The organism is Haladaptatus sp. DYSN1 (assembly GCF_029489995.1).
Taxonomy (GTDB): Archaea; Halobacteriota; Halobacteria; order Halobacteriales; family Halococcaceae; genus QDMS2.
In genome coordinates this window covers 201,014-222,198 of sequence record NZ_CP120472.1, presented here as the reverse complement: position 1 = coordinate 222,198, position 21,185 = coordinate 201,014, and the positions used below count along the sequence as shown (strand labels likewise).

Here is a 21,185-nt window from a genome sequence, read left to right as displayed (position 1 = left end):
AGCCAACCGGTTCATCCCGCTCCTGCTGTGCGTTCTCTACCTTCACAATTGTTCATACAGTCTCATACAGCCCGTGTACTGCATACACACGGGTCATAACAACATTTTAACCCATAATCGCGTTTCGTGTGAACATGTCTCGCAAGAGGTGTAAGCAATGAACATCGTGGAACGACTCCGGGCAATCGGTCCCGGGGCGATGGTTGCAGCGGCATTCATCGGCCCCGGCACGGTCACGACGGCCAGCGTCACGGGTGCGCGCTTCGGGTACGCGCTCATCTGGACCATCGCGTTTTCGGTCGTCGCGACCATCATCCTCCAGGAGATGAGCGCCCGTCTGGGCCTCGTCACCCGCGAAGGACTGGGCGAGGCGCTGCGAAACCGCTTCGACAATCCTGCGCTCCGCTACGCGAGCATCGCGCTCGTCGTGAGCGCCATCGGCATCGGGACCGCCGCCTACGAGACGGGCAACATTCTCGGCGGTGCAGCGGGCCTCGAAACCGTGACCGGCGTGAGCGCCTCGCTCTGGGGACCGTTGATGGGCCTCATCGCGGGGGCGCTGCTGTGGACGGGTAAGTACAAACTCATCGAACGGGCGCTCATCGCGCTCGTGGCCATCATGGGCGTCTCGTTCCTCATCGACGCCATCCTCATCGGCCCGGACCTCGGCGCAATTGCGACCGGGTTCGTCCCGACCGTCCCCGAGGGCTCTGCATTCCTCATCACGGGCCTCGTCGGCACCACCGTCGTCGGCTACAACCTTTTCCTGCACGCGAGCAGCGTCCAGGAACGCTGGGGCGGCCCCGAGGACCTCGCGGCGTGTCGCACGGACACCATTGCCTCGATCGTCGTCGGTGGATTCATCACGCTCTCGATTCTCGTTTCCGCGGCCGCCGTCTTCCCTGTCGGGACGGAAATCTCGGACGTCGGGACGATGGCCGAGCAACTCGAACCCGTCGCAGGCACCTACGCGAAGGTGTTCTTCAGCATCGGCCTGTTCGCCGCCGGGTTCACCAGCGCGACGACCGCGCCGCTCGCGGGTGCCTACGCGACGGCCGGTGCTCTCGGCTGGGAACGCGACCTCACCTCGCGAAAGTTCCGCGCTGTGTGGATGACCATCCTCGCGACTGGTATCGTCTTCTCTGCCATCGGGCTCAGCCCCGTCAGAGCCATCCTGTTCGCACAGGTCGCAAACGGGATTCTCCTCCCGATCATCGCACTCTTCCTCATCCTGATAATGAATGATCGCTCCAAACTCCAATCCTACGTCAATTCGACTGCACAGAACGTCCTCGGCGGACTTGTCACGCTCATCGTCATCTGGCTCGGCGTCCGCAGTCTCCTCTCGCTCGCGGGGGTATTCTGAATGAACACGGGGGGCAACCAGCCGCCAGAAACGACCGTCGGCGTGGACGTCGGCGGCACGTTCACGGACGTGGTCCTGCTTCGCGGCAACGACCTCATCACTGCGAAGGTGCCGAGTACCGCAGACCAGAGCGTCGGCGTGATGAACGGCATCGAGAAAGCCTGTGAAAAGGCGGGCATCGCACCCGGCGACATCGACGACTTCGCCCACGCCATGACCGTCTCGGTCAACGCGCTGCTGGAAGAAGACGGCGCGAAGACGGCGCTCGTCACTACTGAGGGCTTCCGCGACGTCCTCGAAATCGGCCGCCAGGACCGGCCATCTCTGTACGACATCAACGCCGACAAGCCAGCGCCGCTCGTCCCACGCCGCCGTCGATTCACGGTCGGCGAACGCGCCACGACCGAGGGCGTCACCCAGTCGGTAGACGCTGCTTCGGTCCGCGAGGTGGCCGCCTCGATTCGAAACTCGGGCGTGGAGGCCGTCGCGGTCTGCCTGCTCCACGCCTACGCACACCCCGAAAACGAGTCGGCCGTCGCGGAGATTCTCGAAGGCGAACTCGACGTTCCCGTCTCCGTCTCCCACGAGGTGCTCGCAGAGTTCCGCGAGTACGAACGCACCTCGACGACCGTCGCAGACGCATACGTCACCCCGGCCATCGACGCCTACATCGGCCGGTTGGTCGAAAGAGCCGCGGACGCCGGCGTGCCCGAACCGCACGTCATGCAGGCAAACGGTGGCATCACCGACGCCACGACGGTCCGCAATCACGCGGTTCGGACGTGTATGTCCGGGCCGGCCGCCGGCGTGGTTGGCGCTCGGGCGAGCGTTAACGACGTCGCCGCAGACCGCGGTCTCGAAGGCCTCGTCACCTTCGACATGGGTGGCACGTCCTCGGACGTGAGTCTCGTCCGCGACGGCGCGGTGGAGCAGACCACCAACGCCAAAATCAACGGTCGCCCCATCAAGACGCCGATGGTCGACGTGACCACGGTCGGTGCCGGCGGCGGCAGCAAGGGCTGGGTTGACCCGGGGGGTGCGCTCCGCATCGGCCCCGAATCGGCCGGCGCGAACCCCGGCCCGGTCTGCTACGGACGCGGCGGCACCGACCCGACGGTCACCGACGCGAACGTCGTCCTCGGCTACATCGGGTCGAGCACCAGCCTCGGCGGCGAACTGTCCATCGACGTGGACGCCGCCCGCGACTCGCTCGCAGAACTCGCAGACGAGGCTGGCCTCGACGGCCCGCTCGCGGCCGCACAGGGGATGTACCGCGTCGCCAACGCGACGATGACTCGCGCCATCCGCGCGGTCACGCTCGAACGTGGCTACGACCCACGGAACTTCGGCCTCGTCGCCTTCGGCGGTGCCGGACCGATGCACGCCGCGGCTCTCGCAGACCGCCTCGACATCGGCACGGTGGTCGCCCCACGCGCCTGTGGCGTGCTCTCTGCGTTCGGCCTGCTCGCCGCAGACGAGAAACACGACGTGGTGCGGACGAACCGCCGACCGCTCGACGCAATCGACGTAGACGAGATGGAGGCCACCTACGCCGACCTCGAAGCGTCGGTGCGCGACGAGTGCAGCGACCCGGACGCGGCCGTCGTCACCCGCCGGGCAGACCTCCGGTACGCAGGGCAAAGTTTCGAACTCACCGTCCCCGTCGATACGCCGTTCGACCCCGAGGCCGCCGCCAAGCGATTCCACGCGGCCCACGAAACGGCCTACGGCTACCGGATGGACGAGGCGGTCGACCTCGTGAACGTCCGTGCCGAAGCAGTCGTCGAACGCGCAGACCCAGCAGTCACCTACGACGCACCCGGCGACGCCGTCGTCGACGAGCGCGAGGCACACTTCGCGGACGGAGCCTACACGACCACCATCTACGACCGGATGCGCCTGCCGCCGGGCGAGACGGTCATCGGCCCAGCAGTCGTTGAACAGGACGAGAGTACCGTCGTCGTGCCGCCACGATGGGAGGCGACGGTGCGCGTCGATGGAACCCTCGTCCTCACGGAGGTGGACCAATGACGAACAACGCCGTCCCTTCGAACGATGGTGCTGACATCGACGCCGTGACGCTCGAAATCCTCCGCAACCAGCTCGAAAGCGTCGCAGAGGAGATGGGTCAGGTGCTCATCACGGGGTCGTACTCCCCGAACATCAAGGAGCGCCAGGACTGCTCGACCGCGCTCTTCGACGCCAAAGGCCGAATGATTGCGCAGGCAGAGCACATCCCGGTCCACCTCGGCGCGATGCCCGAAGCCGTCGACGCCGTGCTGGAACGCGACCCCCAGCCCGGCGACGTGTTCATCCTCAACGACCCGTTCGACGGCGGGACGCACCTGCCGGACGTGACGCTCGTCTCGCCGCTCGCGCCCCGCGGTGAAGTCGTCGGATACGCTGTCTCACGCGCCCACCACGCCGACGTGGGTGGGATGACGCCGGGCAGCATGCCTGCCGGCGCGCGCGAAGTGTACCAAGAAGGGCTCAGACTACCCCCAACCCGACTCGTGTCAGGCGGCGAGGTCAACGAGGACGTGATGGGGCTCATCCTCGCGAACGTCAGAACGCCGGACGAACGTCGGGCAGACCTCCGTGCGCAGATTGCGGCGAACGACCGCGCCGAGGAGCGCCTCGGCGACCTGCTCACCGAACACGGCGACCTCGTGCTCGGGGCGTTCGACGCCGTTATCGACTACTCGCGCGACCGCATCGCCGCCGAGATTCGCGACCTGCCGGACGGGACGTACGCCGCCCGCGACGTACTCGAAGGTGACGGCGTCCTCGAACACCAGTCGGACGTGGATCCGGAAACGGTCGAAATCCCAATCGAGACGACGGTCACCGTCGACGGCGACGAGATTATCGTCGATTTCGAGGGGACGGCAGCCCAGGTGCCGGGCAACCTGAACGCGCCGCTCGCGGTCGCGAAGTCAGCGGTCTACTTCGTGGTTCGCTGCGTGACCGATCCCGAGATTCCGCCGAATCAGGGCTGTTACGACCCGGTCACGCTCAACGTACCCGACGGCTCGGTGCTGAATCCGAACCTACCGGCGGCCGTCGTCGGCGGGAACGTCGAGACCAGCCAGCGCGTGACCGACGTCGTCCTCGCCGCGTTCGCGGAGGCTGTCCCAGACCGCGTGCCAGCGGGCGGGCAGGGGACGATGAACAACCTCATCATCGGCAGTCGCACGGGGTCGTTCACCTACTACGAGACCATCGGCGGCGGATTCGGTGCCCGCCCGACCAAAGACGGGATGGACGGCGTGCAGGTCGGCATGACCAACACGCTCAACACACCCGTCGAAGCGCTGGAGACGGCCTACCCGCTCCACGTCGAACGCTACGGACTTCGCGCAGGAAGCGGCGGCGACGGCCGGTTCCGCGGGGGACTCGGCCTCGAGCGCTCGGTCACCATTCAAGAAGACGCCACCGTCTCGCTGCTGACCGAGCGTCGGCGCATCCCGCCGAAGGGGCTCGCCGGCGGCAAAGACGGCGCGGTCGGCCGCAACCTCATCGACGGCGAACCCGTCGCCGCGAAGACCTCGGTCGACGTGGACGCCGGAACGACCGTCACCGTTCTCACACCGGGCGGCGGGGGCTACGGGAACCCGGACGACCGGGACCCGGCACTCCGCGAACAGGACCGCCTCGACGAGAAGGCGGACGGAGACGAATGATGAACGACCCCACGACCCACGGCGACCGCCTGAAACTCGGCGTCGTCGTCCCATCCTCGAACACGACGGTCGAACCGGAGTTCGCCTACTGGACGCCCGCGGACGTGTCGGTCCACGCGGCCAGAATGCCGCTCGTTGACGTGACCGTCGAGGGGCTGGATGCAATGGCCGACGACGCCGTCGCCGCAGCCGAGCGACTGGCTGACGCCGAAGTCGACGCCATCGCCTACGCCTGCACGACGGGGAGTCTCGTCCACGGCCACGGCTTCGACGCGGACTTAGAAGCGCGACTCAGCGAGGCCGCAGGCGTGCCTGCCGTTGCGACGGCGCTCTCGGTGCGCCGCGTGCTCGACGCACTCGACGTGTCGCGAATTGCGGTTGCCACGCCGTACATCGCGGAGCTGAACGACCGAGAACGCGACTATCTCGACGAAGCCGGATTCGACGTGCGCCACCTCGACGGCCGGGGAATCGAGCGCAACACCGACATCGGGAGACTCACCCCGGCAGACGCCCGCGAGCAGGCGTCGGCGGCGCTCGAAGTGGCCCCGGACGCAGAGGCGCTGTTCATCTCGTGTACGAACTACGCGACGCTCTCGGTCATCGACGAACTCGGAGCAGGCGGCGTCCCCGTCTTCTCCAGCAATCTCGCGACGCTCTGGGACCTCGCCCGCGTTTCCGGCCTCGCCATCGACGGGTTGCCCGGTGGGCTTCCGGCTCCAGACGCTCGGTAAGCGTCCCCAGGGCTCCCTCCCCTCTCGCCTTCTTCCTACGAAATCGACCCTTTTGGCCGCTGTCCGCGCAACTCCTCGATTGTTTCGTCGTCGATGTACGTCTCCAGTTCCTCCCGCCGCAGATTTCCGAGGAGGTACTGCAACACGTCCGTCGCCGCGGGCGAGTAGAGCGGTCGGTTGTCGTTTCCGCAACGAACGTCCATCGTGCAGGCCGGACAGCCCTCGTCGCGGCCGCACGAGCAGTCGGCGATGAGGTCGTAGGCGCGACGCGCGACCGCCTCGAAGTGGTCGTAGATGGCGCGCGAAAAGCCCATCCCGCCCTCGACGCCGTCGTAGATGAACCAGCCGCTCGATTCGGGTGTCCCGGGCAGGCGGTTGGTCGCGAGGCCGCCGAGGTCGGTGGCGTCCACCTTGAGTTCGAGCGGTGCGACGCCAATCATCGCGTGTTCGACGGCGTGAATCCCGCCGAGGTAGCCGTGGAGGCGCGGCGGCAGGTCCGTACACTCGGGATTCTGGTAGTCGCTGTGCTTCGAGAGCATGGCGAGTTCGAGTTCGTCGGGGACTTCGACCCAGCACAGTTGGGTGCGCATTTCGAGCGGTGGAAGTCCCGTCTCGAGGCCGATGTCGTGGACGTCTCCCGACCCGATGTCGCGTTTCAGGTAGGAGGCGTAGTGGACCGACACCGTGCCGTAGCCCCAGTTGAGCCTGAACGGGCCAATCATCCGGAACTCTTCGACCTCGGTGTCGAAGATGTGGACCTGTCCCTGCGATTCGGTGTAGTAGCCGACGTTCACGGGTTCGAGTTCGACGAACGGCTGGGGTACGTCCTCTCGGAGCGTCGTGACCTGGTACTGGTCGCCCTGGTAGAGGACGGTCGCGCCCTCGTGGTAGTCCCGGTAGGCGCGGTCACGGCCGATTGGCTGGTGGTCGAACGACTCCCGTCTCGGACACCGAACGTCGAAGGCGTTGCCGCCCGAGGCGTAGAGGCTCACCGCGTCCTGCGGGCGGTTGCGGTGGGCGTACATGACCCCGCCGTCGAGCGTGCCTTCGAGCGTCCCGGTTCGTCGGCAGTACTCGACGGCGCGTTCGAGTCGCGACTCCCCACCAAAGCGGTCGGCGTCTACCCACGTCAGTGGCAACTCCTGGGCGGCGCAGTTGACGTTCTGAAGGTAAACCGGATTGTTTTCCAAATCGACGACGGCGCTCTCGTGGTCTTCCTCCAGCACGTACTCGGGGTGGTGGAGGATGTACTGGTCGAGCGTCGAGTGGTTGGGGACGAACACCGAGAGCGCCTCGCGCTCGTCGCGTCCGGAGCGGCCGATTCGCTGCCAGAACGACTGACGAGAGCCGGGATAGCCCATGAGCACCGTCCCGTCGACGCCGCCGATGTTGATGCCCACTTCGAGGGCACTCGTCGTGGCCACGCCGTCGAGCAAGCCCTTTTTCAACTGGTACTCGGTCGCCCGGCGCGACTCCTTGCCGTGGCCGGCGTTGTACGGTTCGAGCGCAGGCAGGTCGTCCGCCAGCGGGTTCGCCTCCCGGAGGAAGTTTTTGCCCCTGTCTACGGCGAGTTCCGTGAGTTTTCGCGAGGGACAGAACAACAGCGACTGGACGCCGCCGGCACAGAGGTGCGCCCAGACTTCGGGGGCTTCGACGGTCGCTGGCCGTTTCGCGAGCGGCGTCCACCCGGAGTCTTCGAGTCCGCTATCCGACTCACTCCCACTCTGTGGTGGGTCCCAGAACACGAGGTCGCGCTCGCCGCGTGGCGACCCGTCTTCTTCTACGACGGTTGCCGGCTGGCCGGTCAGGGCATGGGCGTGGACAGCGGGATTTCCGATGGTCGCCGTCGTGAGGGCGTACTGCGGGTCGCCGCCGTACCAGTCGACGACGCGCTGGAGGCGACGGAGAATCCACGCGACGTGCATCCCGCTCAGGCCGGTCCAGACGTGGGCTTCGTCCACGACGACCAGTTCGCAATTTGCGTGGAAGTCGGCCCACAGATGGTGACCTTCGAGGTACTGGTTGAGGCCGACGAAGTTCGTGATGACGACGTTCGCCTCCTCGCGGATGCGCCCCTTCTCGCTCGATTTGGTGTCGCCGTCGTAGACGCCGACGGTGATGTCGAGGCCGAGTGTGTCGAAGAGGTCGTTCAGTTCCTTCTCCTGGTCGCGACTGAGCGCCTTCGTCGGGTAGACGATGAGCGCCCGCGTCTCTGGGTTTTCGAGATATCTGCGGGCGATGTGGAGGGCGTAGACGAGCGTCTTCCCCGAGGAGGTACTGGTCGCGACACAGACGTTCGCTCCCCGGTCAAGCGCGGAGAGGGCCGTCGCCTGATGGGTCCACGGGTCGAACGGCAGGCGCGTGGCGAGTTCGGGCGGCAGACACTCGGTGGCCGGGACTGTTTGCGCCTCACGTGCGGGAATATTGAACTTCGCCTTGACCTGCCCCCGGTAGCGATTCGGTGGGTACGTCTCTGCGAGGTCGTCGCCGGAAAGCGCCAGTCCGTCTGTGGTGGTGTCGTCTTCGTGCATCTTAGAAGTCCGTGAGGCCGGTCTGCGTCGTCGAATCGTCGGTTGGTGCGTCTGCGCGTTCTCGGCCGGGTGTCGCCGCGGCGATTGCCTCGTACACGGCGGCGAGTTCGCGCACGTCTGCCTCGCAGTAGGCGCGGGCGGCCTCCCAGTCAAGTTCGCTTGCGAGGTCTGGCGACTGGAGCGCCCGACCGACTGCACGGGCGAGGGATTTTCCGTCGAGCGACGCGGCCTGTGCGCCCCGTTCGAGGCCGAGCGCGGCGGCCACGGCTTCGAGGCGGTTCGTGCGGCCGGGGAGGACGGCATTGCCCTGCCGAATCGCCCAGTCGTAGAGGTCGTATTCGAACACCGACTCGCGCCAAAACTCGGCGAACTCGGGGGCGTGATGGGCGATGAAGCTGTTCAGGTGCTTGAAGTCGAAATTGTGGCCGTTCCACGTCACGAGTGAGGGGCGGTCGTATTCGGCGGCCAGCCACTCGACGAACTCGCGGGTCGCCTTGCCCGGGTCGTCGTGGGACGGTGCGGTGTCCACGAAGTCCACGTATTCGTCCCGGGCGGGGTCGTACACGCCGACGAGCCAGATGATGGTCGGACTCAAGCCGTCGGTTTCGATGTCCACGAACAGCGGCGAGTACGTCGCTGCGGGAATTGGTTCGTCGGTCTGGCGGACGACGCACCCCTCGGCCAGCGCGCGGGCACTCTGTCGAATCGTCCGGGCGGTCGACTCGCCGATGCCGTGGATGGCCCGCAGGTCCGCTTCGCTGGCCTCCGCAACCGCCTCTCGGGTTTCGTAGCCAGCTTTCTTCAGCCGCAACGCGGTTGTCGACCCAACGTTCGAGAGCGCTTGCAGGCCGAATCGGTCTGCCGGGGCCGAGGTGACCGCAATGTTTCCCACTCCGTCGAACGTGAGACAGGCGAGTTCAGGGTGGCCGGACCGACGAAGCGGCGCGAGTCCGCGGACCGGCAGGCGAACCGCCTCGCCCTCGACGGTCGCCTCCCACACGTGGTCGTAACTCGCCTCGAACGCGCCGGTAAGAAACGTCGTCTGTCCGTCTGTAGACGCCTGAAAGCGGGTGACGTCCGCGAGACCGTCGAGGCTGGCCGCCAACGTGACGGCGTCGATCCGGGGTTCGAGGCCGTCGCAGATGACGTAGTCTGTGTCCCTCGGAATGCTCCCCCGGGTCGCGGCGTCTGCGATGAGGGCCGTCGAATTCACGAACGCGAGGGACACGCCGCTAACTGTCTCGGTGCGGATGCCACGCAGGCCGTCGGCGTGGATGACTGAGCAGTCACTCGCGCGCTTGAGTCGGCTCACGGTGCGCATGTCAGCTCGTTCACGGACGACGTAGACGAGGTCCGGGTCGAAGTGGGCGACGAGGTCACCGAGGGCGTCGCTCGCGAGCTCCGCGACGGCGTCACACCGAACTGCGAGCAGTCGTGCGCCCTGCCCCGTTTGCATACGTCCACTTGCGCGCTTTCGGCCATAAGATTTCGTCCTCGGTGTAACTCGTTCGAACGCCGTTCTCACGCGCGCTGACCGCCATAGCAACGCCAAAACAGCACGGCAACTGCGACTCTGAACTGACTACGGGACAGGAGATTTGTTCGGTTTGTACGTCCAAACTAGTTTGGAGCTGTCGCACCCTTAGAGTTAAGAGGCGATGTAAAGTACGCTTTACTGTAAAGCGAGCTTTACGGAATGCCTGTTTTACATCTGCCAATGACACAAACACAAACTCATCGGTCCCCACTCGCGAAACAACGCCTGTACCGCCGCCTGATGGTCGGATTCGTCATCGCTGGCACCGTCCTCGGCGTTGCCCTCAGAGAACTCCTCAACTACCCGCTGGTCGGCGAAGTGGTGTACTGGGGCGGCATCGTCGCCTTCCTCGCTGTCTGGCGTGGCTCCTCGGTCACGCTCTTCGACGAGCGAGACAAGGCGCTCGAACGACGGGCCAGCCACCTCACGATTACGCTGTTCGCGGTGGTGCTCGTCCTCGGCGCGTCCGCCGCCCGCATTGCCACGTACACCGACCTCTATGCGTTTCCCGCCGGCTTCTGGACGGTCCTCTGGGGGTACGTCGCGGTGTTCGTCACCTACGCCGTCGTCTACGGCTGGCTGCGCTACGTGCGATGAAGAACGACGTTCGCAGGCGACGCGAGGCAGCAGGTTTGAGCCAGGCCGACCTCGCGGCCGCCGTCGGCGTCACCCGCCAGACCATCAACGCCATCGAGCGACGTCGATACGACCCCTCGCTCGTACTCGCGTTCAAACTGGCCGCCTACTTCGACTGTGCGGTTGAGGACCTATTCGACCCCGAGTTGGACGGCGAAAAATAGGCTGCTGAGGTGTTTTTCGTTATGCCTGTGCGTGCGCTCCGGCAGTCTGCGTTGCTTGCGCACTGCTGAGTTGGTCGTAAATCGCGCCGAGGAATCCGAGCACGACGAGCGAGAGTGGCGTAGCGAAGATGCTCCCGACGACCGCGCCGACCGTGGGATAGCCCGCCGCTTCGGCGACGAGTGCGACGACGAACGAGAGGACGCCGCTGATGATGGAGAGCGCGACGATTGCGATGAGCAGGACGACGAAGATGCGAAGCCAGTTGCCTCGGGTGAGTTTCCAACTCTTCTTGAGCGCGGCGACGAAGCTCTGGTCTTCGACTGCGATGAGGACGGGCATCAACAGGAACGCGACGTACGCGATGATGCCGGGGACGAGCAGGAATATCGAGGCGATGCCGACGATGATGCTGTAGACGATGCCGCCGACGAGCGTGTTCGCGAGCACCCAGCCGATACGCCGGGAAAACGTTCCCTCCGGAATCGTCGTTCCCTTCCCGCTCACGACGATGCGGATGGTTACGATGCCGAGGTAGCTGAACAGCAGTAAGGCGAGTAGATTGCCCGCGACGAGGAGTGAGACTGGCGCGTCGAACGTCGGGTAACTCTCACGGAACGCAGCACCGAGTTCCCCGCTGAACACCTGGACCATGAGGCTGTTGAACAGGAACTGGTAGACGATGCCCGCGAGGGCGTAAACGCCAGCGATTGCGAGGCCGTACTTCGTCACGACCCGTTTGAGGCCGTTTTCGAGCGTGAAACCAATATCGAGGGACACGATGGTGCATCGCTGTTAGAACAAGTTAACCTTTGTTGAACAGTTGACAAATTTGCCGCAATCGACCTGTTTTACGCGAGACCTCCCTCTTCGTGCGAGGCTCCACAATAAACCTGGAAATTACGACCCGTCCCAAGCGAGTACGGGCGAGTCGCGGATTCTACTGCGAGAATCACTGTCACAAACATACGCGAGTTCACAATAATCCGGTTCAGGGAATGGCTATGCCCCTTCCAGCAGTCGGTCGACATATGCTCCTCGCTGGAACGACCGACGGCGTCTACACACTCACCGAGGTTGCGGGCCCTGCGCCGCCAGTCGCTGAGAAAGTTCTCGACGCATCGGACGTAACTCGCCTCGCGGAATTCGACGCTGTGGAGGGCGTGTTCGCAGCGACCTACGACGGACTGTTCCACTCTGTCGATGGCCGCGAGTGGACGAACCTTTCCCTCCCAGAAGCGCACGTGTGCTCGGTCGCAGTACACCCTGAAGGCGATACAAACAACGCGGGGACGAAGCCAGCACGCCTGTTCGAGGCGTCACTCGACGCTTCGCCTCGTCTCGATGACCTGACCTGGAGGGACGTTTCTGCGTTCGACGAACGGCGCGAGCGAAGCGACTGGAGTCTTCCCCGACACGACGACCTCGCAATCGTTCGCAGACTCTGTACGCATCCCGACGTTCCAGACCGCCTCGTTACCGGCGTCGAAGTGGGCGGCATCCACGTGAGCGACGACCGAACTGAATCACTGGAAACGCGCTCAGTGAGTGGCTTCGATGCTCCACACACGGACGATATCCACCACATCGAACTGGAAGACAGCGACACGCTCGTCGCCTCGACGGGCAGTGGCCTGTATCGCACGACAGACCTCGGGCAGACGTGGACGCGATTGGATACGGGCCACAACCAACGCTACTTCCGTGAATCGTTCGCTCACGATGGGAGTCTGTACGCCGGTGGCGCGCCGTTTCCCTCTACGTCGTGGGACGAGAAGTCCGACCACGCACTGTTCGAGTGCCACGATGGACGGAATCTCGAACGTGTGCCGTCGCAACGCCCGAAGAGGCTGCCGGCGGCTGGTGTGCAGTTGAGGGCACGATATTCGCATCGACGTACAAAGGTCCGCTCTTTCGACGGGAGACGGATGGTTGGGAGATTGCAGGGACGATTCCCAACCCCGAGGAGGTGCTCAATCGGTATCTTCCATTGATGGGGTTCGAGAACTGACCGTGGCCGTCAGTTGAACTAGTCTTCGTTCTCGTCGAGTTTGACCGTCGGTGTGTTGCTCAGGATGCCGTTCAGGTTCGTGAGCGGCTCGCCCACCTTCAGTCCGTGTTCGGTAATCTTGAACTCCCGGAGCATCCGCTCGAAGTCGCTCGTGCGCTTTTTGAGCACGCCGATGACCTTGCGCATCTCGGCTTGCAGTTCGAGGTGGCGCAGGAAAATGATGTTGTCCGCGAGGTAGCTGATGCCGACTTCCGTTGCGGTAAACTCGCCGGTTACCGTGCCGATCTCCTCGACGAGGATGACGGTGACGCCCATGTTCTTAAGGTAGCGACACAGCGAGTGGAGTTCGCGGACGAGGTCCGTCTCGTCGCCCTGCAACGAGAGTTTGTAGCCGTCGATGCCGTCTATCATCACGATTTGCGTGTCGTACTCTTCGACTTCGCTGCGCACCATGCTCGCAAATTCCCCAGCGGAGTAATCGAGTGCCTCGATTTCGTTGACGTACAGCGAGTCCTGTTCGAGCATCTCGCGGACGGGGATGTTGATTTTCTGACTGCGTTTGAGGAACGTGTCGACCGTTTCCTCGAACATGTAGACCACGGAGCGCTCACCCCGGCCCGCTGCTTCCTTCATGAACTGCGTTCCGGCCGTCGTCTTGCCCGCCCCGGTTGGCCCGCTGATGACGGTAATCGTTCCACGCTCGATGCCGCCGTTTAGCATCTGGTCCATCGCCGGGATACCGGATGGGACCGATTCTGACGGGAACTCGCGTTTATACTGGTTCGGGCGCAGTTTCGGGTACACTTCGATGCCGTCGTCGCGGATGCGCATCGAGTGAGAACCGCTCTGAACGTTCGACCCGCGGAACTTGGGGACGTTTACGTTGCGTCCGGCCTCCCCGGTCTCGATTTCGATGGTGCCGTCGCTCATGAACTGGAGGTCGTCGTCGGGAATCTCGCGGGTGTTCTGTGAGGTGAACACGACAGTTGCGCCCGCCTCGCGGAGGTACTGCATGAACGAGATGACCTGCTGGCGAAACTGGTGTTCGTCGGGGGTGAGGTGGCGCAACCGCGAGATGGGGTCGATGAACACGCGGTCGGGTTCGAGGGCTTCGACGCGACTCGTTACGGCCTCAGTGAGTGATTCTTGTTCGACTTCGCTCGGGGCGAAGATGTCGTACGACTGGTTGCGGGCGAACATCTCCGAATCGGGGCTCAGGTCGAGAAACTCGACGTCGGCTAAATCGACGCCGAGCGTCGCCGCGTTCGTCTTGATGTCCGCCGTTGGCTCCTCTAAGTTCACGTACAGGGCGGTCTCTCCCTGTGCGGTTCCCGCCTTCAGAAAGTGGATGCCGAGAATGGTCTTGCCGGCCCCAGGGTCGCCACGGACCAGGTAGCTACGATTTTTCAGCAAGCCGCCGTTTAGTACCTCGTCGAGTCCGCCGATTCCTGTGGAGATTCGCTCCGGCGTGCGTACACTCATCGCTGGTGATACGCAGAAGTGGCGCAGTGCGATGTGATAGGTGTATCGGTGCCGTGGAAATCGTGGCTCCATTCGGCTCTTTCGACAGGCGTTCTACCGCCCTCCTTCGATGGACACAGTTTGTCACTGACATAATTCAGATACTTACCACAAAGTTATTACCAGAACATGGCGATAGCTGAATGAGGTCATTCAGTGCATCTAGCAGACCGATCCATCCCTACACCGTGTGCTGGTCACCGCACCCTTACACAGTGTACCGCCCTCGATCCGCAAAGGCAGTTTCACGTACCTGTCGACGACCGGAATTGTTAACCGAGTGAAACTTACTGGACGGTCGCGTGCTGTCAGTTCACGTTCGACCACTCACCTGCACCTGGAGCCCCAATGACGACAGATACCCTCGACGACTCGAAGCTCGATGAAGCTTCGAATGTGCTCGTGCTCGCCCCCCTCACCCCAACTGGCAACGGTGCCTTCCGCGAGTTAGTGACGGCAATGAGCACGACTTCGGAGACGAACCTGGCGGCGATAACCTACACCCAACCGCCGGAATCGTGGCTCGAAGATTGGCAAACACACATCGGTTCGCTCCCCGCTTCCCTCTCGTTCATTCACGCGAATGGAGCAGCGGTCACCCACGAACCGGAAACCGTTCCGCCCCAACTCGAAGCCACCTCGATACTGAAGGTCAATCCGCGCGAACCGATGGACATCATCGCGCCGTTGACCAAATGTTTGATACAGTGGCAGACGACCGACCGCCAGTCGGTGGTGTCGGTCCAGACGCTCAGCATCCTCCTCGAATACGTCGATTTCGACACCGCGTTTCGCTATCTCCACGTTTTGACCCACCGAGTGAAACTCTACGCAACCGGATTCTACCAGATGGACCCCGACCTCCACGACGCGAAGACGGTGTACACGCTGAAGACGCTGTTCGACGCCGTCGTAGAACTCGACGCAGACGGCTGGCACGTCACGAAGACGTACACAAGCCAGCCAGAAGACGATTCGACCGCCGAGACCGACGGCCTGCTCAGCGCGATAAGCGGCGTCATCGACCGACTCTCCGCATTCGGCGGGGGCCGTGAGACGCCGGAAACGCCGGCCACGCCACCCGAGCCAACACCGCAAGCCAGCGCCTCCTCCGAGTTCACGAGCGACGCAGACCGTATCTGTGAACTGCTCTCTACGTACGGCGGGCGCATGAAGCAAGCCGATGTCATCTCCGAAACGTCGTGGTCGAAGGCCACCGTGAGTCGAAAACTCTCGAAAATGGAACTCGATGGCATCATCTCCCGCGTTCGCGTGGGCAGAGAGAACGTCGTGTTCCTCGCGGGATACGAACCGGCACCCGTCGAGACGGTGCGGTGAGTGACGAATGCGTTTCGCATCACCGCCGAGAACCGCCCACTCGACTTCCACTTCACCAGCAATTGCTGGCCTGCTGTGTGTACCGACGCAGAACGCCCGCACGACCCAACACCGAACCAGACCCCCGATAGCTGAACATGTCTAAGCAAGCGACAGTACTCATCGTAGACGACGAACGGCCGATTACCGACGCATTCGCCACGTGGCTCGAACCTTTCTACGAGGTCCGGGCCACGTACAGCGGTCCGGAGGCACTCGAACACCTCGACGCGGACGTAGACGTTGTGCTCCTCGACCGCCGGATGCCCGATATGTCCGGCGAAGAAGTCCTCTCGGTCATCCACGACCGCGGCCTCGACTGCCGCGTGGTGTTGGTGACCGCCGTCGAACCCGACTTCGACATCCTCGAACTGGGCTTCGACGACTATCTCGAAAAGCCGGTCTCGGACCCGTCTGTCCTCCACGACACCGTCGAATCGTTACTCCGGCGCTCGACCTACGATTCCCAACTTCAGGCGTTCTTCGCGCTCGCCTCGAAGAAAGCGGCACTGGAGACGAAAAAGAGCCGCGCCGAACTCGAAGCAAACCAGGAATATGGGTCGCTCCAGCGAGAGTTGGCCACGCTGCGGGCGGACCTCTCGACGACAACGAGCGCGCTCGACGACCAGGACCTCAGAGCAACCTTCAAGTCTCGCAGTTAGGGTCGCTACAACCTTCTTCACCCGGTACGGCTATGCGTCCCGGGTGTGAGTTTAGACCAAGAGAGAACCGTTCGCTTCTCCCGATTCGTTCGTACCAGTGTCTGAGGCGGTACCACGACGGCGAACGAACCACCAGTCCGTCTGCCGGCCCTGCCCGTCGCCCTCACAACAATGATCGAACACGACACCCTCGAACCGCCTCGCACACGAGCGACCAGCGGTCGAATCCTACTGGTCATCCAGAACGACCGAAACCGCTCGCTGCTCCGCGAGTTGCTCGCCCCCGCCTACGATGTCGCCGTCGCGGCCGGCCGTGACGACCTCGACGGCCCGTTCGACCTCTGTCTACTCGACGACCGCTCGTTTTCGCAACTCCGTGACCTCCTCGCGGCGCGCAAGGAGGCGGACCGTCCCCTGTTTCTCCCGTATCTGCTGGTCACCTCGAACGAATCTACAGACGGCTTCGAGACGGAGACGGGCGTGGACGAAATCGTTACCAAGCCGGTTCGAAAGGCGGTGTTACACGCCCGCGTCGAGGGGTTGCTCGACCGCAGACAGCTTTCGGTCGCGCTGGCTCGACAGAAGGCCCAGAGCGACCAGCGCTTTCGCACACTGTTCGAGACGAATCCGGACCCGGTATACGTCCTCGGTGACGACGGCAGCCTCTTGCTCGCGAACGCCGCGTTTCGTGACTTGCTCGAACAGGAAGCAGACGACCTGCTGGGGCGACCGCTCGCGGATTTCGCGGTATTCTCGCCCAAAACGGCGGCGACGCTCAGCGAACCACGCGACGGGGAGTTGGCGACTATCGAATACACCCCCCAGACAGGGCCGCCTGGGTACGCCGAGGTGAATACGGCGCGAATCTCGCTCGCCGGCGACCGGAGTGAACTCGTCGGTGTCCTGCGAGACGTGACCGAACGGCGTCACAGGAAGCGGGAGTTACAGCGACAAAACGAGCGCCTCGACGAGTTCGCGTCGATTCTCGCCCACGAACTCAGAAACCCGCTCGGTATCGCCCAGATGTATCTCGGAATGGCGCGAGCAGGTGACGGGGCTGCGTTCGAGCAGGTCGAAGACGCCCACTCGCGCATCGAGGAGATGATTAACACGCTGCTCGACCTGGCCAGAAAGGGTGAGACGGTGGGCGACGTCGAACCGCTCTCGCTCGCGGATGTGGTCGAACGCGCCTGGCTCGCGGTGGACACCAGTGGAGCGACGCTCTCTCGCGATGGAGTAGACCGCTCCGTGCGCGCGGACGCAGACCGCCTGCTCGAAGTGTTCGAGAACCTCTTTCGCAACGTCGTCGAACACGGCACAGACGGACAGGCTGCGGCGAATGCGAATTCGTCCCTGACCATCCGCGTCGGCACGACGGCGGCGGGATTCTTCGTCGAAGACGACGGAACGGGTATCCCGGCTGGACAGCGAAAAACCATCTTCGACCGCGGCTACAGCGCTGCAGACGACGGTGTCGGCATCGGATTGACCATCGTCAAACGAATCGTCGAGGCCCACGGCTGGTCGGTCGCTGTCACAGAGAGCGAGGCAGGCGGGGCGCGATTCGAGGTCACGGGCGTTACCTTTCAGTCGTCGAGCGTGGAGTGAGCCAGCCGGCCCCGTCGGAACCGGTCTCCGTGTGATATCTAATTACACCTAAGTTGAACGACAGATGGCGATTTCGGGCTGTTTTACGGTGGGAAAATCACGCGATGCTGGCTGCCGTGACGTAGCGCTCCGACTGACGCCACATTTGTGCTGCTTTGGGCACGAGTCATCTGTCATCACTGACACGTCCGTGGAGGTTCGAAACACGGTTTTCCCCAGCAGAAGTGGTGGACTATTCGAAACGAACGTGTCGTTTGGCGCGAGAACGAGGGTATGGTTGGGTCCATTGGGCTGATTTCTCAACGTTCCGAGCATCAAATGTGGGTGATGGCGTGGAATTTCGCGCTCAAAAGTTGGATGATTGACAACACTGCGCCGTTGGTGTTCGGGCGCTCTCGTCTATGTTGAACTACTGGTATGTTTTGTTTGGACAATCCCACTGGCGTAAGCTTTGTGGAACCACCAACTCTCGGATAACTCTCGGTCTCGATTACTAGATGTATCCCGAAATTGGGAGATAGAGGCATGGAAACGCCTTTGTGTGGGGGTCTGGACTATGGTGGCAGACAGTGATTCAGGAGCATATTACTGTCAGCAAATACGGAATGTATTGATTGCAAATATCTCTCGGGCTGGGGGCTGCTCTCCACATCCGGACGCACGTTCGGAAGACAGACGACCTACGGGTTATCTATGACCACGCGAGACACGATCCACACATCGGACTCGGCACACGAATCGAACGACACGAACACTTCCCTCGGGCGACGGACGTTCCTGGGTGCGGTCGGGGCGACTGCGGCGGGCGCGACGCTTCTCGGCACCGGGACGGCGACGGCTTCGTCGAGCCTCGAGGACAACTACGACCGCGTCGTCGACATGGTCGAGGACGCGGGGGCTGACAACACCGGCGAGGAGTCGATTACCCCGAAACTCGAACAGTACGCGGGTAACGACACGCTGCTCAAATTCCCCGAGGGCCGGTACTTCATGGATTCGCAGTTCCGGTTTACCAACTTCCGGAACTTCGGCATGGTCGGGGACAACGCGACGCTCGTCCCGGCGAACTACCACAACTACGACGGCCCACAGTACCGGATGTTCCGCCTCGGCGTCGATTACGACCCTGGCGTGGACCTCCACATCGAGAACTTCACCGTCGACCTGCGGGCGAACGACACCGGCATTCGGGCGTTTGAAGCACAGGTCAAAGACGGACTGTTCGTTGACAACATCAACATCGTCGGCCAGCACGACAGCGGGACGAAAGGCCCCGGCATGTTCGTCATCACCGACCCGGACGGCCACGGCATGGTCAAGCGGTTCCGGGCGAACGACGGCGGGGCGTTCTCAGAGAACGCGCCCGGCGACATCTGGCGTGGCCCATCCGGGATTTTCACGTCGAAGTACCACAAGGGGACCATCGAGTACAAAAACTGCGAGTTAGACGATTGGCCGGACAACAATCTCTACTGCCCGTCGAACGGCAGTATCATCGTCAACGGCGGGCGCTACGCCAACGGCGAAGCCGCGAGCATCCGCCTGCGCGGCCACGATTGTCTCGTGACGGGCGCGAAAGTCGTCGTCGACAAACAACGCGAGGAGAACGAAGGCCAGCGTGGCATCCGCCTCGATGGTGGGTCCGACATGCGCGTCACGGAGACGACTATCGAACTCGTGAAGCCGAACGGCCACGCCCTGACGGTGATGGACGACGTGAAGAACGCGAAGATAGACCACGTGAACGTCACCGTCGGCGACGAGGTGAACCACGCCTTCGTCGTCCAGCCCGGAGCTGGCCCGACGACGATTCGACGGTGCGACTTCCACATGGAACGCGGGGGCAACGCCATCCAGATTCGCGGCGACGACGCCGGAAAGGTCGTCTGTGAGCACCTCGACATCACCGGCGACGCCGAGGGCTACATCTGGCCGTCGGCGATTCGCAACTACCGCAACAACGTCGTGTTCCACAACGTCAACTTCCAGCAGCGCGGGGACGAGAACCGCAAGGCGTTCTGGCTCGACGGCGACGACGTTCGCGTCACCGGCGGCGGTCAGTACGCTACTCACTACCCAACCGTAGTGAACGGGAGCAACGTCGTCATCGAAGACATCGAGGCGGAGTCGGTGGACGGCTACGAAGCCATCCGCCTGAACGACGGCAGCAAGAACGTCACCATCCGCAACAGCTACATCAAGCGCGGTGTCGAGGACAACGGATGTGAGAACTTGGAGATGTACGGGAACGAGACCTAATCGGCTCCCGCACGCTGTTTTTTATGTGGACGGTGCATCCGCCAGGTTGCTCTCGACGAGCGTCGCGAAGTCCGTCGCGAACTCGTCGACCGCGTTCCAGTCGGTGTACTCGTAGTCGCGGGCGGTGTCCACGTCCCCAGTCGTCTCACGGGCGATTCGCTTCATCATGAGGCGCTTCAGGAACCCGTATCTGGTGTAGGCGAGCGCCCCGGCGAAACTCGTGATGCGGTCGGGTTGCCATCCCGTCCCGGCGACGAACTCGTCGAGATAGCTCTGCGCTTCAGCCCGCGACTCTGGGTCGGTTCTCGACGAGGCGAGACACACCTGGAAAAAGCCCGTCGGCAGGCCTAAGAGCGTCTCTCTGTTTGACGCCACGAACCGCCGCATCGCCCGCGAGTGTCGCCCGTAGTGGACCGAACTTCCCACGAGCACGCCGTCGACCCCCGTAAACGAGGTGTTCCGTGGCAGCGACGCCACGTTCGACAGCGTCACCTCGTGGCCCGCCGCACGGAGTCGGTTCCCGATGTAGGTTGCAATCTTCTCGGTTTGCCCCTCTTTCGTTCCGTAAATCACCTGAATCGATGCCATTTCTATCCCCACACTAGAATCGACGGGAAGCGAGATAACGGCACTTCCTCGGTCTCAGACGGAGAAACTGCCCGCAGAGACGGTTACGTCTGCTTTCGCTTCCACGTGAGCGGTCATCGTCATCAGGACTTCGCCCTCGCCGGTGCGGACCTCGGTGTCAACGTCGACCAGCCCTCGGGAATCAGTTTCCACGGATTTGTCGACCACGGTGGTGTGCGCAGAGAGGGTCTATCCTGGGCGTGTCGGCCGCCGCCATCGAATGTTGTCCACGCCGGGTGACCCGAGCGCCACCCACTCTGAGAAGAGCGAATCGACCGTCATCCGCATCCAGATGGCGGTGGTGTGCCAGCCACTCGCGATGAGTCCGCCGAACATCGACGCTTCTGCCGCCTGCTCGTCGACGTGAAACGGCTGGGGGTCGTACTTCTCCGCGAACTCCGTGATTTCCGCTGCTGTGACCGAATAATCGCCGTACTCCATGCTGTTACCGACCTCAATATCTTCGAATTG

18 protein-coding genes are annotated in these 21,185 nt (G+C 63.2%); 11 read left to right on the top strand and 7 right to left on the bottom strand.

Annotation, left to right across the window (positions count from 1 at the left end; translation table 11 throughout):
- Nucleotides 1–157 precede the first annotated feature (157 nt).
- From P0648_RS18775 to P0648_RS18760, 4 genes are read left to right on the top strand one after another with little or no spacing between them, the layout of a single operon-like run.
- Nucleotides 158–1,366: an Nramp family divalent metal transporter gene (locus P0648_RS18775; RefSeq protein ID WP_277506409.1), complete on the top strand. Its 1,209-nt coding sequence runs from the start codon at nucleotides 158–160 to the stop codon at nucleotides 1,364–1,366.
- Nucleotides 1,367–3,397 (top strand): hydantoinase/oxoprolinase family protein, encoded by a 2,031-nt coding sequence (locus P0648_RS18770; RefSeq protein WP_277506407.1) that lies wholly within the window; start codon nucleotides 1,367–1,369, stop codon nucleotides 3,395–3,397.
- Nucleotides 3,394–5,049: a hydantoinase B/oxoprolinase family protein gene (locus P0648_RS18765; protein WP_276248715.1), complete on the top strand. Its 1,656-nt coding sequence runs from the start codon at nucleotides 3,394–3,396 to the stop codon at nucleotides 5,047–5,049. Before P0648_RS18770 ends, P0648_RS18765 begins: the two co-directional genes overlap by 4 nt.
- Entirely contained in the window at nucleotides 5,049–5,783 is a 735-nt protein-coding gene (locus tag P0648_RS18760) for an aspartate/glutamate racemase family protein (protein WP_276275214.1), read from the top strand. Before P0648_RS18765 ends, P0648_RS18760 begins: the two co-directional genes overlap by 1 nt.
- 35 nt (nucleotides 5,784–5,818) lie before the next feature.
- On the opposite strand, the gene P0648_RS18755 is transcribed toward P0648_RS18760, so the two are convergent.
- Entirely contained in the window at nucleotides 5,819–8,314 is a 2,496-nt protein-coding gene (locus tag P0648_RS18755; protein WP_277506406.1) for a DEAD/DEAH box helicase, read from the bottom strand.
- Nucleotide 8,315: 1 nt separating this feature from the next.
- Nucleotides 8,316–9,770, bottom strand: coding sequence for a ribonuclease H-like domain-containing protein (locus tag P0648_RS18750; protein WP_276248713.1), 1,455 nt, complete (start codon nucleotides 9,768–9,770; stop codon nucleotides 8,316–8,318).
- 261 nt (nucleotides 9,771–10,031) lie between these two features.
- Here P0648_RS18750 and P0648_RS18745 point away from each other — a divergent pair, with 261 nt between their 5' ends.
- Together P0648_RS18745 and P0648_RS18740 are read left to right on the top strand one after the other, a co-directional pair.
- Nucleotides 10,032–10,448 (top strand): DUF2178 domain-containing protein, encoded by a 417-nt coding sequence (locus tag P0648_RS18745; RefSeq protein ID WP_277506404.1) that lies wholly within the window; start codon nucleotides 10,032–10,034, stop codon nucleotides 10,446–10,448.
- Nucleotides 10,445–10,651, top strand: coding sequence for a helix-turn-helix transcriptional regulator (locus P0648_RS18740; RefSeq protein ID WP_276248711.1), 207 nt, complete (start codon nucleotides 10,445–10,447; stop codon nucleotides 10,649–10,651). The genes P0648_RS18745 and P0648_RS18740 overlap by 4 nt, the downstream gene beginning before the upstream one ends.
- A 19-nt stretch (nucleotides 10,652–10,670) precedes the next feature.
- Here P0648_RS18740 and P0648_RS18735 read toward each other — a convergent pair whose 3' ends face one another.
- Nucleotides 10,671–11,429 carry a hypothetical protein gene (locus P0648_RS18735; protein WP_276248710.1) on the bottom strand — a complete coding sequence of 253 codons (759 nt, stop codon included), beginning with the start codon at nucleotides 11,427–11,429 and terminating at the stop codon, nucleotides 10,671–10,673.
- 251 nt (nucleotides 11,430–11,680) lie between these two features.
- Between P0648_RS18735 and P0648_RS18730 the strand changes: the two genes are divergently transcribed.
- On the top strand, nucleotides 11,681–12,643 hold the full coding sequence (locus P0648_RS18730; RefSeq protein WP_277506402.1) for a WD40 repeat domain-containing protein: 963 nt from the start codon (nucleotides 11,681–11,683) through the stop codon (nucleotides 12,641–12,643).
- 35 nt (nucleotides 12,644–12,678) lie between these two features.
- Here P0648_RS18730 and P0648_RS18725 read toward each other — a convergent pair whose 3' ends face one another.
- Nucleotides 12,679–14,142, bottom strand: coding sequence for an ATPase domain-containing protein (locus P0648_RS18725; RefSeq protein ID WP_277506401.1), 1,464 nt, complete (start codon nucleotides 14,140–14,142; stop codon nucleotides 12,679–12,681).
- A gap of 387 nt (nucleotides 14,143–14,529) precedes the next feature.
- Here P0648_RS18725 and P0648_RS18720 point away from each other — a divergent pair, with 387 nt between their 5' ends.
- The 4 genes from P0648_RS18720 to P0648_RS18705 all read left to right on the top strand — a co-directional run bounded on the left by P0648_RS18720 (nucleotide 14,530) and on the right by P0648_RS18705 (nucleotide 20,087).
- Nucleotides 14,530–15,519, top strand: coding sequence for a MarR family transcriptional regulator (locus tag P0648_RS18720; RefSeq protein ID WP_277506400.1), 990 nt, complete (start codon nucleotides 14,530–14,532; stop codon nucleotides 15,517–15,519).
- Nucleotides 15,520–15,656: 137 nt separating this feature from the next.
- Entirely contained in the window at nucleotides 15,657–16,220 is a 564-nt protein-coding gene (locus P0648_RS18715) for a HalX domain-containing protein (RefSeq protein WP_277506399.1), read from the top strand.
- Between the two features lie 171 nt (nucleotides 16,221–16,391).
- Nucleotides 16,392–17,828: an ATP-binding protein gene (locus tag P0648_RS18710; protein WP_277506398.1), complete on the top strand. Its 1,437-nt coding sequence runs from the start codon at nucleotides 16,392–16,394 to the stop codon at nucleotides 17,826–17,828.
- Between the two features lie 693 nt (nucleotides 17,829–18,521).
- Nucleotides 18,522–20,087 carry a hypothetical protein gene (locus tag P0648_RS18705; protein WP_277506396.1) on the top strand — a complete coding sequence of 522 codons (1,566 nt, stop codon included), beginning with the start codon at nucleotides 18,522–18,524 and terminating at the stop codon, nucleotides 20,085–20,087.
- A 21-nt stretch (nucleotides 20,088–20,108) separates the two neighbouring features.
- Here P0648_RS18705 and hemG read toward each other — a convergent pair whose 3' ends face one another.
- The 3 genes from hemG to P0648_RS20625 are packed head-to-tail and all read right to left on the bottom strand — an operon-like array spanning nucleotide 20,109 to nucleotide 21,155.
- Nucleotides 20,109–20,675, bottom strand: coding sequence for a menaquinone-dependent protoporphyrinogen IX dehydrogenase (gene hemG / locus P0648_RS18700; protein WP_276275032.1), 567 nt, complete (start codon nucleotides 20,673–20,675; stop codon nucleotides 20,109–20,111).
- 54 nt (nucleotides 20,676–20,729) lie between these two features.
- Nucleotides 20,730–20,867: a hypothetical protein gene (locus tag P0648_RS20630; protein ID WP_369685695.1), complete on the bottom strand. Its 138-nt coding sequence runs from the start codon at nucleotides 20,865–20,867 to the stop codon at nucleotides 20,730–20,732.
- Between the two features lie 36 nt (nucleotides 20,868–20,903).
- Nucleotides 20,904–21,155 carry a MaoC/PaaZ C-terminal domain-containing protein gene (locus P0648_RS20625; protein WP_369685694.1) on the bottom strand — a complete coding sequence of 84 codons (252 nt, stop codon included), beginning with the start codon at nucleotides 21,153–21,155 and terminating at the stop codon, nucleotides 20,904–20,906.
- Nucleotides 21,156–21,185: the final 30 nt, after the last annotated feature.

Coding starts and splice junctions, on each gene's coding strand:
- P0648_RS18775 (WP_277506409.1), top strand. CDS start 158: ATGAACATCGTGGAACGACTCCGGGCAATCGGTCCCGGGGCGATGGTT.
- P0648_RS18770 (WP_277506407.1), top strand. CDS start 1,367: ATGAACACGGGGGGCAACCAGCCGCCAGAAACGACCGTCGGCGTGGAC.
- P0648_RS18765 (WP_276248715.1), top strand. CDS start 3,394: ATGACGAACAACGCCGTCCCTTCGAACGATGGTGCTGACATCGACGCC.
- P0648_RS18760 (WP_276275214.1), top strand. CDS start 5,049: ATGAACGACCCCACGACCCACGGCGACCGCCTGAAACTCGGCGTCGTC.
- P0648_RS18755 (WP_277506406.1), bottom strand. CDS start 8,314: ATGCACGAAGACGACACCACCACAGACGGACTGGCGCTTTCCGGCGAC.
- P0648_RS18750 (WP_276248713.1), bottom strand. CDS start 9,770: ATGCAAACGGGGCAGGGCGCACGACTGCTCGCAGTTCGGTGTGACGCC.
- P0648_RS18745 (WP_277506404.1), top strand. CDS start 10,032: ATGACACAAACACAAACTCATCGGTCCCCACTCGCGAAACAACGCCTG.
- P0648_RS18740 (WP_276248711.1), top strand. CDS start 10,445: ATGAAGAACGACGTTCGCAGGCGACGCGAGGCAGCAGGTTTGAGCCAG.
- P0648_RS18730 (WP_277506402.1), top strand. CDS start 11,681: ATGCTCCTCGCTGGAACGACCGACGGCGTCTACACACTCACCGAGGTT.
- P0648_RS18725 (WP_277506401.1), bottom strand. CDS start 14,142: ATGAGTGTACGCACGCCGGAGCGAATCTCCACAGGAATCGGCGGACTC.
- P0648_RS18720 (WP_277506400.1), top strand. CDS start 14,530: ATGACGACAGATACCCTCGACGACTCGAAGCTCGATGAAGCTTCGAAT.
- P0648_RS18715 (WP_277506399.1), top strand. CDS start 15,657: ATGTCTAAGCAAGCGACAGTACTCATCGTAGACGACGAACGGCCGATT.
- P0648_RS18710 (WP_277506398.1), top strand. CDS start 16,392: ATGATCGAACACGACACCCTCGAACCGCCTCGCACACGAGCGACCAGC.
- P0648_RS18705 (WP_277506396.1), top strand. CDS start 18,522: ATGACCACGCGAGACACGATCCACACATCGGACTCGGCACACGAATCG.
- hemG (WP_276275032.1), bottom strand. CDS start 20,675: ATGGCATCGATTCAGGTGATTTACGGAACGAAAGAGGGGCAAACCGAG.
- P0648_RS20625 (WP_369685694.1), bottom strand. CDS start 21,155: ATGGAGTACGGCGATTATTCGGTCACAGCAGCGGAAATCACGGAGTTC.